At 64.2% G+C, this 14885-nt stretch carries 15 protein-coding genes; 3 read left to right on the top strand and 12 right to left on the bottom strand.

The annotated features are described in order from the left end of the window. Window positions 1–4: 4 nt before the first annotated feature. From F561_RS25805 to F561_RS25795, 10 genes are read right to left on the bottom strand one after another with little or no spacing between them, the layout of a single operon-like run. Window positions 5–1561 (bottom strand): 5-oxoprolinase subunit B/C family protein, encoded by a 1557-nt coding sequence (locus tag F561_RS25805; protein WP_245556560.1) that lies wholly within the window; start codon window positions 1559–1561, stop codon window positions 5–7. A gap of 3 nt (window positions 1562–1564) precedes the next feature. Beyond that, window positions 1565–3046, bottom strand: a complete 1482-nt coding sequence (locus F561_RS0117010) for an aldehyde dehydrogenase (RefSeq protein ID WP_019011172.1) — start codon at window positions 3044–3046, stop codon at window positions 1565–1567. Next, window positions 3043–3552, bottom strand: a complete 510-nt coding sequence (locus F561_RS0117005; RefSeq protein WP_019011171.1) for a MaoC family dehydratase — start codon at window positions 3550–3552, stop codon at window positions 3043–3045. Before F561_RS0117005 ends, F561_RS0117010 begins: the two co-directional genes overlap by 4 nt. After that, complete coding sequence (locus tag F561_RS0117000) at window positions 3549–4472, bottom strand: HpcH/HpaI aldolase/citrate lyase family protein (RefSeq protein ID WP_019011170.1); 924 nt, start codon at window positions 4470–4472, stop codon at window positions 3549–3551. Before F561_RS0117000 ends, F561_RS0117005 begins: the two co-directional genes overlap by 4 nt. Next, on the bottom strand, window positions 4469–5608 hold the full coding sequence (locus F561_RS0116995) for a CaiB/BaiF CoA transferase family protein (protein WP_019011169.1): 1140 nt from the start codon (window positions 5606–5608) through the stop codon (window positions 4469–4471). Before F561_RS0116995 ends, F561_RS0117000 begins: the two co-directional genes overlap by 4 nt. After that, window positions 5609–6757: an acyl-CoA dehydrogenase family protein gene (locus F561_RS0116990; protein WP_019011168.1), complete on the bottom strand. Its 1149-nt coding sequence runs from the start codon at window positions 6755–6757 to the stop codon at window positions 5609–5611. Further along, complete coding sequence (locus F561_RS25800; RefSeq protein ID WP_019011167.1) at window positions 6738–7541, bottom strand: LamB/YcsF family protein; 804 nt, start codon at window positions 7539–7541, stop codon at window positions 6738–6740. The genes F561_RS0116990 and F561_RS25800 overlap by 20 nt, the downstream gene beginning before the upstream one ends. A gap of 7 nt (window positions 7542–7548) precedes the next feature. Further along, window positions 7549–8142, bottom strand: a complete 594-nt coding sequence (locus F561_RS0116980; protein WP_019011166.1) for a thiamine pyrophosphate-dependent enzyme — start codon at window positions 8140–8142, stop codon at window positions 7549–7551. Next, window positions 8139–8690: a thiamine pyrophosphate-binding protein gene (locus F561_RS0116975; RefSeq protein ID WP_019011165.1), complete on the bottom strand. Its 552-nt coding sequence runs from the start codon at window positions 8688–8690 to the stop codon at window positions 8139–8141. The genes F561_RS0116980 and F561_RS0116975 overlap by 4 nt, the downstream gene beginning before the upstream one ends. Next, window positions 8683–10086, bottom strand: coding sequence for an MmgE/PrpD family protein (locus F561_RS25795; RefSeq protein WP_169389531.1), 1404 nt, complete (start codon window positions 10084–10086; stop codon window positions 8683–8685). The genes F561_RS0116975 and F561_RS25795 overlap by 8 nt, the downstream gene beginning before the upstream one ends. 463 nt (window positions 10087–10549) lie before the next feature. Between F561_RS25795 and F561_RS0116965 the strand changes: the two genes are divergently transcribed. Beyond that, on the top strand, window positions 10550–11236 hold the full coding sequence (locus tag F561_RS0116965; RefSeq protein ID WP_019011163.1) for an NAD(P)H-dependent oxidoreductase: 687 nt from the start codon (window positions 10550–10552) through the stop codon (window positions 11234–11236). Window positions 11237–11333: 97 nt separating this feature from the next. Beyond that, window positions 11334–11687, top strand: a complete 354-nt coding sequence (locus F561_RS0116960; protein ID WP_019011162.1) for a tautomerase family protein — start codon at window positions 11334–11336, stop codon at window positions 11685–11687. 127 nt (window positions 11688–11814) lie between these two features. Here F561_RS0116960 and F561_RS0116955 read toward each other — a convergent pair whose 3' ends face one another. Then, complete coding sequence (locus tag F561_RS0116955) at window positions 11815–12960, bottom strand: branched-chain amino acid ABC transporter substrate-binding protein (protein WP_019011161.1); 1146 nt, start codon at window positions 12958–12960, stop codon at window positions 11815–11817. Window positions 12961–13063: 103 nt separating this feature from the next. After that, on the bottom strand, window positions 13064–13990 hold the full coding sequence (locus F561_RS0116950) for a DMT family transporter (RefSeq protein WP_019011160.1): 927 nt from the start codon (window positions 13988–13990) through the stop codon (window positions 13064–13066). Between the two features lie 108 nt (window positions 13991–14098). Between F561_RS0116950 and F561_RS0116945 the strand changes: the two genes are divergently transcribed. Next, window positions 14099–14869, top strand: coding sequence for an AraC family transcriptional regulator (locus F561_RS0116945; RefSeq protein WP_019011159.1), 771 nt, complete (start codon window positions 14099–14101; stop codon window positions 14867–14869). The last annotated feature ends 16 nt before the right edge of the window (window positions 14870–14885 follow it).

Here is a 14885-nt window from a genome sequence, read left to right as displayed (position 1 = left end):
CTCCTTAAACCTCATGCAGGCATGAACCAGCGGCGCGGCCAACTCTCAGGCTGGCCAGACACGTAGGGCCGAAAATGGACAAGTTGATTGGGCCGCAACTGGCCAGCCAGGGGGAGGTCTTCTGGGTGGATGACGGCAGGCTTCTGGTACCCACCGATGCGGCCCCGGTCATTGAGCAGCAAGATGGGCTGCCCAGCAGGGGTGACCTGCACCGCGCCGTGCGGCGTGGCTTCACTGATGACCTGCCCCCCGGCACCTCTGGCCCCTCCAGCCGGATGCCCATTCGGTCCCCCTCCCGGACGCGGAAGGGCGCGCTGCCCAGCGCCACCAGCGCCTCGTAAGTCGCTTGAGGGCCTGGCAGGAGCCTCAAGGTCAGGTCAGCGGGAATTCCGGGCAGCAGTTTGGACGCCGCCGTTGCGAGGACTGCTGCCCGGCCCAGGCCGAGCACGTCACCGGCCATCAGGGGGCGGCCGACCCGGCCGGTGCGGTCGACACTGCTGCTTCCCAGGAACGGCCGCGTTTCCAGGCCGCCCGCCACCGCCAGATAAGAGCGGGCGCCTTCCCCCGTCGGTGTGAACCGCAGCGTTTCGCCTGCCCGCAACAGGAAAGGGGAAGAGGCGGGGACAGCTCGGCCCGCGACCTGCCCGGTCATGCCGTAACCCACGGCAGCCAGCACAACCTCCTGTAAGGCGGTCAGTGTGGGTCCCAGGAGCGTCAGTTCGAGCAGTGGGGTACCTGGCGGGTTGCCAACGATCTGGTTGGCCAGGGCCGAGGCGCGCTCATCCAATGGACCGCTGCGTGCCATGCCGTGATGGGCCTGGAGAAAGCGGCCTTCGTCGACCAGCAGGTCAAACAGTCCAGGTTTCTCAACCCGCAAGGCGGGACGGGCAGGAACGTCGGGCCACAGAGGGCGAATCCCGAGAGGAGCAGGCGTCTCCCCCTGGGCTTCAACGAAGCGAACCGTATCCCCAGGTGAGAGAAGAAAGGGCGCGTCCCGGCCCGGGTCGTAGATCGTGGTGAGGGCCGTGCCCAACAAGTGCCAGCCCCCCGGTGAAGGCAGCACATACACGCAGCTCTGCGCATTGGCGACTGCGACCGCGTTGAACGGCACCTTGAGGCGTGGCGTGTCCCGCCTGGGAAGGCGCAGGGCTTCCGGCACCTCCCCCAGAAAAGGAAAGCCCGGCGTGAACCCCACTGCGTACACATGGTAGTCCGGCTCGGTGTGCAGGCGAACCACCTCACGCTCGCTCATCCCCGTTCGGGCGGCGACGTCCGTAAGATCCTCACCGTCGTACCTGACAGGAAGCATCACTGGGGGGCGTGGCTCGTGCTGGGCATCCAGAGCGGCTGGCAGGTGGGTCCTCACCCACCCGCAGACCGTGGTCCGGTCTGTCTGGACTGCATCAAATTCCACGTACAGGTTGACGTACCCCGGGTACAGGTCCGTCACACCCAGGATCAGGTCGTCCCGCAGCGCCTGGTGGAGGGCGTGCAGACGGCCATTGTCACTGCGGTTCAGTTCAGCACTGAACACGACGTAGAAGCCTTCGAGACGCCGCACGGGTCAGCCGATCGTGAACGGATCGCGGGTGCTGCCGCTCAGCTCCACCCAGACGGTCTTCGTGTCGAGGTATTCGTGTACCGCTTCCAGAGAATTCTCCCGGCCGATGCCACTGTGCTTGAACCCTCCGAACGGTGCGTTGTAACTCACGGCGCGGTAGGCGTTGACCCAGACGGTGCCAGCCTTGATAGCGTGTGCCGCACGGTGGGCACGTTGAACATCTCGGGTCCAGACACCTGCGGCCAGTCCGTAGCGGGAGTCATTCGCCAGTTGCACCGCTTCGGCCTCATCTCTGAAGGTCAGCACGGACAGCACTGGACCGAAGATCTCCTCAGCGGCCAGACTCATGCGGCTGTCAACATCAGTGAAAATCGTTGGCTCCACGAAGAACCCGGCGTCCAGGTCACCGCCCGAGGCACGCCGTCCACCCGTCACCAACGTCGCGCCTTCCTGCTCTCCAGCCTCACAGCGGCGCAGAATGTTGTCCAGATGCGCCCGGAAGGCCACGGGGCCCATCTCGGTCGCCGGATCAAGCGGATCCCCCAGCTTGATGGTTTGCGCCCGTTTCACCACACGCGACACCAACTCATCGTGGATGGAGTCATGGACCAGCAACCGAGATCCGGCGATGCAGGTCTGACCGCCCGCCGCAAAGATCCCCGCGATCACGCCGTTGGCTGCAGCATCCAGGTCGGCGTCCTCAAAGACAATGTTGGGGCTCTTCCCCCCCAATTCAAGACTGACCTTGGCCAGGTGCCCCATTGCAGCCTGCCCGACCTTGATGCCCACCTCGGTGCTGCCAGTGAAGGCCACCTTGTCCACGCCTGGGTGCGCCACCAGAGCCGCGCCCACAGCCGCGCCGCCGGTCACCACGTTGAACACGCCCGGTGGAAACCCGGCCTCCTCCACCCGCCGGGCGAATTCCAGCGCCGACACCGGCGTCTGGTCCGCAGGTTTGACCACCACTGTGCAGCCTGCCGCGAGCAGCGGAGCCAACTTCCAGGTGAGCAGCAGCAGTGGGGAGTTCCAAGGCACGATCGCGGCCACCACGCCGACGGGCTCGCGGCGGGTGTAGATGAAATAGTTCGGTTTGTCGCTGGGGATCGTCTCACCATGCAGTTTGTCGGCCGCTCCCGCGTAGTATTCGTACCACTCGGGCAGCATCCGGCACTGACCCTGCATTTCCCGCAGCAGCTTGCCGTTATCCCGCGTCTCGATCTCTCCCAGCAGGTCGGCGTCACGTTCCAGAATCTGGGCGAGCCCGTGGATCAATTTTGACCGTTGCCGCCCGGTCAGGCGGCTCCAGGGACCGTCGTCCAGTGCGGTGCGGGCCGCGCGCACGGCGGTATCCACATCTTCCGCCCCAGCCTCCGGGACGCGTGCCCAGGCCTTCCCGGTGTAGGGATTGACGGTGTCGACCAATGCGCCGGACTGAGCGGGAACGAACTGGCCGCCAATGTACAGCGGGTACTCGGGCAGGGTCATGGGGCCTCCTTCATGCTGGGCCTCGAGGTCACGCTGGGCACCTGACCGCGCCGGTACACCAGAACAGTGCGTTTGAACTCCAAGACGACCGTGCCGTGCTGGTTGTACCCGGAGGTCTTGAACGTCAGCACCCCCTGGTGGGGCCGTGAGCGGGACTCACGCAACGACAGCACCTCGCTGCGGGCATACACTGTGTCTCCCTCAAACAGCGGGTGCGGGAGGCGCACTTCGTCCCAGCCGAGGTTCACGGCATTTTGTGACATGTCTGAGACCGACAGACCCGTGACGAGGGCGATGGTGAACGCGCTGTTGACCAGGGGCCGCCCGAACTCTGTGTGCGCGGCGTAATGTGCGTCGAAGTGGATGGGGTTGGTGTTGTTGGTCAGGAGGGTGAACCAGATATTGTCGTTCTGGGTCACCGTCCGGCCGAGGGGATGCTCAATGACCTGGCCGGGCTCGAAGTCCTCGAAGCAGCGACCGCTGCTGCTGCTGCCGGGGGTGGTCACAGGATTCTCCTTTCCTGAGCGTAACGGTGCAGGGTCACCTGCGCCATGCGGATGTTTGCGGCGTCTACCATTCGGCCTTCCAGGCTGACGGCGCCGCGGCCTGTTTCCTCGGCTTCGCGCAGTGCCGCGACCACCGCCTGAGCGTGCGCCACCTCCTCTGGCCGCTGAGAAAAGGCAGCGTTCACCACGTCCAGTTGCCTGGGATGGATGCACTGCTTGCCGTCGAACCCCAGCCCGCGCGCAATACGGGTCATGCGGGCCAGGCCGTCCGGGTTGTCCAGCGGAGCGTAAGGGCCGTCCAGGCAGCGCAGCCCGTGGGCGTGGGCGGCCAGGACGATCGACTGCATGGCGTGGTGCCAGCGGTCACCGGGATAATCAGCGTCGTAAGCGCCGCGTTCTCCGATGTGTTCGATGGGCATTTGAGCACTCGCCGCGAAGTCGCCCGGCCCGAAGATCAGGGCTTCGAGACGGGGAGAGGCCGCGGCAATCTCGCGGACGTTCAGGACACCAGCAGCCGTTTCAATCTGAACTTCAACGCCGGTGGCCTGCGGGGAGCCCTGAGCAGCTTCCACCTGCGTCAGCAAGGTTTCGACGAACTGCACGTCCCGGGCAGCGTTTGCCTTGGGCAGCATGAGGAGATCCAGTCTCTCACCGGCAGCCTCCATCACCTCGATCAGGTCGCGGTAGGCGAAGGGGGTATCCAGGCCGTTCATGCGCACCACCCGCAGCCTCCCTCCAAACTCCAGCTCGGTCAGGGCACGGATGACGTTCGCCCGGGCGGTGATCTTTTCCTCCAGTGGCACAGCATCTTCAAGGTCCAGCACGACCGCGTCTGCTGGGCTCGTCACGGCCTTCTCAATCATGTGCCAGCGGTGGGCAGGGACGTACAGCTGGCTGCGTTCCAGTCGTGCGGGAATCATGGCGCACGCTCCAGTTCGGCCAGAACCTCGGCGGTGTGCTCTCCTAGAGCAGGGACACGGCCCATGCGTGGGGGCTCACTTCCAAGGTTGTGAGGTGGAATCAGGGCCGGGATGGTGCCCGCAGGTGTCTGCACCTGCGTCCAGCGCTGACGCTCCTGCAACTGCGGGTGGTTCACCACCTCCTGCACGCTATTGACCCGGGCGCTGGCAATCCCAGCCTGTTCCAGACGAGCACTCACCCCATCCCGGGTCAGGCCCGCGAAGGCCGCTTCGATGGTGTCTTCCAGAGGGGCGCGGTGCGCGAGTCGCTGGGCATTGGTCGCGAACCGTTCATCGTGGGTCAGATCAGGGCGCTCCAGGACGTCGGCGCAGAAGCTCACCCATTCACGCTCGTTCTGGACGGCGAACATGACCTGACCGTCTGCACAGCGGTAAGCGCCGTACGGCACGATCATGTTGTGCCGCAATCCCGCGCGGCCTGGCGCACGCCCCTGCCCGATCAGGCTGTACATGGGCGGCATCATCCATTCGGTCAGGGTCTCAAACATGGAGATCTCGATGCGCTCCCCCCGCCCGGTGCGTCCACGAACCAGCAGGGCTGCGAGAATGCTGGAGTGGGCGTACAGCCCGCTGGCGATATCCGCCACCGAGATGCCAACCTTGGCGGCCTCCTCCACGCTGCCGGTCAGGGCGATCACCCCCGCCTCGGCCTGAATCAGCATGTCGTAGGCTTTTTTGTGTGCGTATGGACCGGACAGGCCGTAGCCAGAGATGGACACCCAGATCAGGCGCGGGAAGCGCTCGCGGACCGTATCCCATCCGAAGCCCAGACGCTCGACCGCCCCAGGCAGAAGATTGTGCACAAACACGTCTGCGCTGGCCAGCAATTTCTCCAGGGTCGCCGCTCCATCCGGACTCTTCAGATCCAGTACCACGCTGCGCTTGCCCCGGTTGAGCCAGGCAAAGTACGCCGAGACTCCACCAAGTGCACCGTCATAACCTCGCGCCAGGTCTCCCTCGCCCGGGCGCTCCACCTTGATGACATCTGCCCCCAGATCCGCCAGCTGGCGCGAGCAGAACGGCCCGGCGACCGCCTGCTCCAGCGCGACCACCCGCAGACCTTCCAGGGGCAGCATCTAGTACGACCTCGGCATACCTAGCACCTTCTCGCCGACAAACGACAAGATCAGGTTGGTGCTGATCGGCGCGACTTGATAGAGCCGCGTTTCGCGAAACTTGCGTTCCACATCGTACTCAGCGGCGAAGCCAAAGCCCCCGTGCGTCTGGAGACAGGCGTTGGCGGCCTCCCAGGACGCGTCTGCAGCCAGCAGCTTGGCCATGTTGGCTTCGGCGCCGCAGGGTTGCCCCGCATCGAACAGGGCAGCAGCCTCATACCGCATCAGGTCAGCTGCACGCACATTCACGTAAGCGCGGGCAATCGGAAATTGGACTCCCTGGTTCTGCCCGATGGGTCGGTCGAACACCACTCGCTCGCTGGCGTAGCGGCTGGACCGCTCGGTAAACCAGTAGCCGTCCCCCACGCACTCTGCCGCAATCAGGATCCGCTCGGCGTTCATGCCGTCAAGCACGTACCGGAATCCCTGCCCTTCCTGCCCGACCAGACTGCTGGCTGGGATTTCCAGGTCATCAAAGAACACTTCGTTGGTCTCGTGCCCCACCATGTTCTGGATGGGGCGCACAGTCATGCGGCTGCGGTCGATGGTACTGAGGTCGACCAGGAAGGTGGACAGGCCTTCTGTTTTCTTGCGGACGTCCGCCAGGGGCGTGGTCCGGGCCAGCAGCAGCAACAGGTCGGAATGCTGAAGGCGGGAGGTCCAGACCTTCTGCCCGTTGATCACGTAGGTGTCATCCCGGCGCACTGCGGTGGTCTTGAGCCGGGTGGTATCGGAACCAGTGGTGGGTTCGGTCACCCCGAAGGACTGGAGGCGCAGTTCTCCGCTGGCGATGCGGGGCAGGTAATGCGCTTTCTGCTCCTGTGATCCGTGGCGCAGCAGGGTGCCCATGATGTACATCTGGGCGTGGCAGGCACCGGAATTCGCACCGGAGCGGTTGATTTCCTCAAGGATGACGCTGGCTTCGGTCAGGCCCAGGCCTGCGCCGCCGTACTCCTCGGGAATCAGGGCCGCGAGCCAGCCAGCCTGGGTCAGGGCGTCGACGAACGCTTCGGGATAGCCGGCGCGTTCAGCGTCCAGCCAGTACTGGGTGTCGAAGCGGGCGCAGAGATCACGGACCGGTTCGCGGAGTTCAGGATAGGTCAGGGTCATGCAGATACCTCAGGGGGGAACAGGGGGGAACGGCAAAGGCCCGAATTTCGATCCCTTCTGCCTCCAGGGCAGCGCGGATGGTGCGGGCGATCTCTACGGCGTTGGGGTTGTCGCCGTGAATGCATAAGGTGTCTGCCTTGAACGTGAAGAAGCCGCCGTCCAGGGTCTGAATCCGCCCTTCCTTCACCATCGTGACGGCGCGGGAGGCCGCCTCGTGCGGGTCGTGGATGCTGGAACCCGGCAGGCTCCGCGGGGCCAGGCGCCCGTCATGCAGGTACGCCCGCTCCGGGAAGAGTTCCAGCACGACGGGGACGCTCAACTTCCGCGCTTCGGTCTCCAGCAAGGTGGTGGGCAGCACCAAGAGGGGAAGAGTGGGATGCACGTCGTGCACGGCCTGAGCAATGGCTTGGGCGGTTGGGGCATGGGTCCAGGCGCGGGTGGAGAGGGCGCCGTGCGCCTTCACGTGCCGGAGGGGCACGCCCAGTGAGGCCGCCATGCCCGCCAGGGCGGACACCTGATACAGCACGTCTGCGTAGACCTCCTCGGGGCTCGTCTCCAGAATGCGCCGCCCGAACCCGACTCGGTCGGGGAAGCCGGGGTGAGCCCCGACCCCCACGTTGAACTGCCGGGCTAGCTTGAGGGTGGCGTGCATAGTGACGGGATCCCCGGCATGAACGCCGCAGGCCACGTTGGCAGAAGACAGGAAGGGGAAAAGCGCCTCGTCTTGCCCGAGCGTCCACGCTCCAAAGCTTTCGCCCACGTCGGCATTCAGGTCGACGAACATTTTCCCCTCACTCGTAGATCGCCGTTGGGCCCAGCAGCGCGGCCCGCATGCGGTTTTTCAGGTAGGTGCCGTCCCGGGGCGGGAGGGTCATGGGGTCCGCCGTGAGCGCCACTTTCACCACAGCCAGCAGGGGATTTCCACCGGCGTGCAGGTCGGCCCGCAAGGCCGGAATGTCGCTCGCCTCCCGGACGGTTGTGGTCCGCTCGAACCCGCAGGCGCGTGCCACAGCGGCAAGGTCCACTCCGGCCGCAGTGTGGGTGCGCTGGGAGCCAGTCTCCCCGTAGCGTTCGTTGTCCAGCACGACCACACTCAGGTTGGAAGGTCGCGTGGTGGCGATGGTCGACAGTGCGCCGAGGCCCATCAGCATCTCACCGTCCCCTGTGAAGACCACGACCCGCCGGTCCGGTTGGGCGAGGGCCAACCCCAGGCCGAACATGGCTGCGCCGCCCATCGCGCCCCACAACGGGAAGTCGTGCGGGCTGTCGGACAGTGAAGCGAGGTCCCAGGCCGTGGCCCCCAGGCCGGTGACGACCAGCAGGCCTCCGCGCTCCTCGAGCAGCTGTGCCATGACCGCCCGGCGTTCCAGTCGGGACGCGTTCATTTGCTCCCTCCGAACTTCTTGGCGCCCAGCAGCTTTTGCGAGAGCAGCACCGCGACCGGACTGTAGGTGCTGTACGCCAGCCGCAGGGCAGCGTCCACCTCCCCAGGCAGGAGCTCCGGATCATCCACCCGCTGGACCAGAACGCCCATGGCCCGCAGCACGTCCGGAGTGGCCTGACCCATGGGGACTTGCCAGGGATTGAATTCTCCCCACTCGCCGCGCATCGTGACCAGGGTGACGAGGGGCATCTGGCAGGTCTTGAGGAGTGAGAGCATGTTGATACAGTTGCCAACGCCGCTCGACTGCATGAGCAGCACGGACCGCACGCCGCCCACCCAGGCACCGGCTGCCAGCGCGACGCCTTCTTCCTCGGTGGTGAGGGTCACAGCGCGCATGTCCGGATCGGCCTGACAGTGCTCGATCAGGCCACGGTGCCCTCCATCCGGCACAAACGGCACCAGCCGAACGTTCTGCGCTTTGATGACGTCATAGACCGCCTGGGACCATGTTCCGGCGGGGTTCTGAAAAGTTGAGACGGGTTCACTCATGTCGCGCTCCTTGGCAGAGGGTGTTGAGTTCCGCGCTGGCCACCGCCAGGTCGGGGAGGGCTTCGATATGACGGACCAGCGCCAGCGCCCGTTCACTCACTTCCTCACTGAAGCGGGGCTCAACGAGGGCGCGGAATTTGGCTTCCAGCTCGGCTGTGCTGACGGGGTTCTCCTGATTGCCGCGGGGGAAGTCACCCCCGGCTCGCAGCACCTGACCGTCAATCAATTCCACTTCCACACGGGCAGGCCATGCCGCCGGATACAGGGCGGTCAGCTCCGCAGAGACGGCGGGTTGGACCCGCGGCAGCAGGCGGGCCAACAGCTCCTGCGTCACTCCGGAAGGGCCAAAACGGTCCTCGCTGAACTGGGTCAGGCCCACCGCGCCTTCCAGCAAGGCCGCACTGACCACATAGGACAGGCTGAATTTGGCCTGGTAGGGCGTGCGGGGATTGCGTTCGCTCACGATGTCCCAGCCCGGACCGTACGTGGCCACGCGCACTTCACGAACCTGGTTCAGCACCCACTCGGCCGTCCACCCGTGGGCTTGGCGCAGCGCGAGAGCCGCGTCGATGGCCGTGTGGGTGTGGCCGCAGCACGAGTACAGTTTGTAGCCGTTCTCGCTGACCTTCCACCGCTGGCCCAGGTCAGCGGTTACCCGCTCGGCGTCGTGGACAGCGCTGGTCGCCGCAAAAAACCCGCGTGGCCCCTCCAGGATGGTCGGTGCGCCAGTGAAGCCGCGCCGGGCCAGGTCCGCGGCCATCACGCCGTTCATGGCCGCCTTGCCAGGATGCAGGGTTTTGCTCATGGCACCGCTCGCATTGAATTCCCACAGGCCAGCCGCCTGAGTGCCGGCGGTACCCAGCGCGTCAAGCATCTGGCGCTCGTCGAGGCCCATCAGGGTGCCGGCCGCAACCGCCGCGCCAAAGGTGGCGACCGTGCCGGTGGGGTGCCAGTGGCGGTAATGGCTCGGATTGACGGCTTCCCCGATGCGCAGCGCGGCTTCGTAACCCAGCACGACGGCCCGCAGAAAAGCGGCGCCGCTCTGATGTTCACGTTCGGCCACAGCAAGGGCGGCCGGGATGATGGGCGCAGCGCCATGGATGGTGGAGCCCTTGTGAATGTCGTCGAGTTCGAGGATGTGCGTCGCGACGCCGTTGGCAAGAGCTGCTCCCGCGGCACTGGCCCGTCCAGCACTAAAGACAGTGGCGTCGTCAGCCTGTCCGAGGCCGCGTACGAGGTCCTGGATGATGCGGGCTTGGGGTTCCAGCGAACCGGCGAGCAGAGAGCCGAGCCCGTCGAGGACGCTCCGGCGGGCATCCTCAAGAACGGAATCCGGAATAAAGGGAGGGCTCGCCATGAATGCGGCGAGGACGGCACTGGTTCCAGCGTGGGTCACGCGGTTCTCCTTACAATCTTGACTGTTCATTGTCCTCCGGTTCCGGCGAAGTGTCTTGAGCGTTTCACCCGTCTGTCCTGCGGAAATTGGCACAGGCGCTGGGCGAGACACTGGTCGCGTGAAGTTGAATGCTGTGCGTTCGGATGTCGCACGGGGCTCGGCATCACCTGCACGGTGAGGGAGCCGGAGGCCGACCAACAGGAGAATTTGTGCCGCACTACGGGTTGAATCGCCGCGGCTGTTTGGTCTAGTCAGACGAGAGATGGGTTCCTGTGCTGACTTCCGCAGCCTGAAGCCAGGATCTATTCAAGACGCCAGGCGCGGTGGACGAAATAATGCGTGTACCTCTGGGCTGAGTTGAGCGCCTTTGCCCGGGCAGCGTGTCCGCCTGGGGCCGCCCCCTGTTGCCTCTCCTCCGCCCTGCATCCAGAGCATTCACCTTCGCTTTTTAGGAGAGACATTCATGCCACATGCCCTGATCGTTCATGCCCATCCAGAACCTGAATCCTTTTGCTCTGCTCAGATGTGGGAGGCCGCCAGGTCTCTTGAAGCCCAGGGCTATACGGTCGAGATCAGTGACCTCTACCAGATGGGTTGGAACCCAGAACTTGGCCGGAACGATTTTGAGCATGAACTGGTCGGACACTTCAAACCACAGGTTGAACAGGTCAAAGCCGTCAACCACAGCACGTTCGCCCCGGACGTCGCGGCAGAAATCGAGAAGGTGCAGCGCGCAGACCTGTTGGTCTTCTCCTTCCCGATGTGGTGGTTCTCTCTGCCGGCCCTGCTTAAAGGCTGGGTAGACCGCGTGTTCGCCATGGGCGTGGCCTATGGGGGGAGTGTCGGCCGTTTTGAAACGGGTGGCTTCCAGGGCCGACGGGCGATGCTCCTCTTTACCACCGGCAGCACCGAGGACATGTTCGGTCCCGGCGCGCGGGACGGTGAGATGGACGTCATCCTGTTTCACATTCAGCACGGCATGTTCTATTTTGTCGGCTACAACGTCCTCGCGCCGGTCATGAGCTTCAGCCCGGTGCGCAAGACTCCTGAAGAGCGGGCGCAGCAGTTGGTGCAGGTCCGCGAGGCCTTCTCAACCCTGGACACCCGGCCGGTCCTGTCGTGGAACACCGGAGTACCTGTCAGTCACTGACCAGACGGCCCGCTTACACGCCTGTTCCTGGTCCTCAGTCCTGTTGATGATTGCTGGTGCCATCTGCTCTGGCAATGACCGCTGCGCAAGGAGATTGATGCCTGTATTGACCCTTTACACGCCGGACGTTCACTCTTCAGAACAAGTTCAGCGTCTGGCAGACGCACTGGTACAGCGCTTGTCTCCCAGGTTGAACGTACCGCCCGAGCTGCTGTGGGTGCACGTTCTCCCTCTCACTTACCTTCAGGAGGGCCTGCACGGCACCGTGGATCCCCCTCATCTCGTGGTCACGGTCATGGCCAATCCCCGACCTGACGAAACGGTACGCCAGGCCATGAGCGATATCGCTGGAGTATTGGTGGAGCACCTGAAGCTTGACCCTGATCAGGTCTGGATTCACTGGACGGATCTTCCTCCAGCCCGGACTTTTGCCAATGGTCAGGTGTACTGAGGTGAACCGGGGCAACAGCTGAAGAGACCTCGTGAGCTGCTCACCACCGCATGAAGAGGAGAACGCCAGGGGTCAGAAGCGAAAGGGCAGAAGGATTTCCTTCTGCCCTTTCGCACGCCGCTTAGATTCAGAGCTTGCCGGGTTTGACGGGAATGACCGTGCTGAGCTTGACCTGCCCGCCGCTGACCTTCATGACGTACAGGGTCGCTGCCTTGCGGTCCCCCACACTGTTGAAGCTCGCAGTCCCGGACAGCAGTCCCGTAAAGGTGCCCTTCCGAATGGCGCTTTCCACCTGCGTGCGGCTGGGGGCTTTATTTCCGTTCGCTTTGGCGGCGTTGAGGATGCCCTGCAAGACCACCTTCGCGGCGTCGTAGCCATACACGGCAAAGCCTTGGGCAGCCTGTCCGAAGGTTTTCTGATAGTTGGCGGCAAATGACTTCGCAGCAGGCAAGGCTTCAACGGGTGCCGCGCCGGTCGTGAAGTACAGGTTCTGTGCGCCCTTTCCAGCAATCTTGAGCAGTTCCCGGCTGTCCAGACCGTCGCCTCCAACCACTGGGACGGTGACTCCAGCTTCCCGAAGTTGCCGGAGGAACACCCCGACCTGGCTGTAGATGCCGCCAAAGTAGATGGCATCTGGACGTTGCAGGCGGATCTTGGAGATAATGGACGAAAAGTCGCTTTTCTCCTCGGTCCCTTCATTGGTGGCCACCCGAATGCCTCTGCCTTTCAAGGCCTGTTCAACTTCATTCGCAAGTCCTTCCCCATAGGCAGTCTTATCGTTGAGGATGTAGACCTGTTTGGCTTTGAGGTTGCTGATGAGGAAATTTGCGCCCGCTGGCCCCTGCGCGTCATCACGAGCAACAATACGGTTCATATTTCGCAGGCCGCGGTCGGTGACCTGATTGGCCGTGCTGGCTGAACTGACCAGAGCGACGCGGCTGGAGGCCAAGGCAGCGCTCACCGGAATGGTGACGCCGCTGTTCAGAGCGCCCACCACGGCCAGCATGGAACGGTCTGCGGCAATCTTGCGGGCAGCGGAGGTGCCGCTGGCCGGGTCAGCCTGGTCATCGAACGGGACAAACTGAAGGGTCAGCCCCAGCTTGCTGAACTGCGGCTGATACTCGCGTACCGCCAGTTGGATGCCGTTGCGTGCCTGCATGCCGATGGCACTCTGACTGCCGGACAGCGGCGCGAGACTGGCGATCTTGATGGTGGTCTGGGCACCAGCGCTTCCCAGGGCGAGGGCGGCAAGAATGGTCAGTGTGGTTTTCATTGGATCTCCTGAAGGCAGGCGGTGGGCACCGAGGTGAGAAGGGGTGAGAGGGATGGAGGCAAGTTGACGCGCATAGACAGGGGCTGAGCTTTCAGAAGGCCCTTTACATGCGTGCTGCCCCCACAGGTGGAGCAGAGACTGGCTTTGGCGTCCACTGCGCGAAGGCGGCCCCCGCCAGAATCAGCGCTCCCCCCACCATCTGGCTAAAGTGCAGCTGCTCGCCTAAAAACAGCAGTGCAAACACGGTGGCCCAGAGCGGATCAGTCGTGGCAAGCAGGCTGACACGCGCTGGGCCGATTCGCCGCACGGCTTCGGACAGAGCAGGCAGGGCCACCAGCGTTGGGATCAGCAGCATGGCGAGAATGATTCCCCACTGCGCGGGACTGTTTGGCACCGCCAACTGTGCAGTTACGCCGCCCAACACCACGAAAGTAGCGGCGCAGACAAGCGAGAGGTGCGCGGTCACCGTCAGGGGGGAGGCAGTGCGGGCCAGTCGCCCGCTGGCAAACAGATATCCGCCGTACAGACCACCACTGACTCCGCCCAGCAGCAGGCCGGTGAGGTCCCGGTCGGCGGCGCTCGGCAGCCCGACGACGACCCCTAGCCCGGTCAGGGTGCAGAGCAGCGCCCCCATTTGCCAGCGTGAAGGGCGGACACGGGCCAGAACGCCGTACAGGATGACAAAGGCTGGAGCAATGTAGACCAGCAGCGCAGCGGTACTGGCAGAAATCCGGGCGAGCGCCATGAAGTACAGCACCGTGGAGGCCGTATAGATGACGCTGAGCAGCAGCAGTTCAGCCCGCAGGCGCAGGGAGAGGCGACCGAAGCCCAAAGCGAAAAGCAACAGGGCTGTCAGACCAAAGCGCCAGCTCAGCAGGGTAGGGGTGGTCAGCTGGAGGGTCATGGCCAGCTTGCCCCAGAGTCCCAGCGTGCCGGAGGCCGCCGCAGAGAGCAGGGCCAATCCAACGCCACTTCCTTCGCTGCGTGCGCTCTGGGTGGTCTGGGCCGGGAGTGGAGGAGCCTTCAACATGCTTCCAGCCTAGACAAAACAGCGCCAACCGTCTTGATTGATCCCGCGAGTTTCCCTGCGGAAGTCGGCATATTCTCAGGCAAGGCTTGGGTGTGACAGACTGGGTCTATGGACGATCCCAGGGCTTGGCTGCGCCCCGCACCAGATGGAAGCTGGCCCATGGAGACGCTGCTGGACGGCGTGCCCGATCTGATTTTTTTTGTCAAGGACCTTCAGGGCCGTTATGTCAGTGTAAATGACACCCTGCGGCGGCGCACTGGAATACCGCATAAGCGCGATGTGCTGGGCCGCACCGCTGCCGAGGTTTTCATGGGCGACCCTGGGCAGCGTTTCAATGAGCAAGACGTGCGGACGTTGCGGGAGGGTCAGGAACTGCGGGACGTGCTGGAAATGTATTTCGGCCCGCGCGGCGAACCAATCTGGTGCCTGACGCACAAGATCCCCGTGCGAAACGCAGCAGATGAGGTGGTGGGGTTGGCAGGAGTCTCGCGGGACGTCCCCGTTCCAATGGAGAGACATGCGGACTTTGCGCGGATCGCAGAGGCCCTCAGCTATATGCAGGTGCATTACGATCAGCCCCTGCGGATCCCGGCCCTGGCTGCCCACATCGGCCTATCGGAAGACAACTTTGAGCGGTTGATACGGCGGGTGTGTCAGGTCACGCCGCAGCAGTTCCTGATCAAGGCGCGGCTCAATGCCGCTGTAGAACTGCTGCGCAGGCCTGGGCTGTCTATCTCTGAAATTGCCCACGCCTGCGGCTACGCCGACCACAGCGCCTTTACCCGCAAGTTCCGTACGGTCACTGGCATTACCCCACAGGCATACCGTGACCGGATTCTGACCAGGCAAGAGGACTCCCGGAGCAAGCCTGCTCACTGAGCCGTGGTGTCAACCA

Source organism: Deinococcus aquatilis DSM 23025 (assembly GCF_000378445.1).
Lineage (GTDB): Bacteria > Deinococcota > Deinococci > Deinococcales > Deinococcaceae > Deinococcus > Deinococcus aquatilis.
This window is presented reverse-complemented; position numbering and strand designations above follow the sequence as displayed.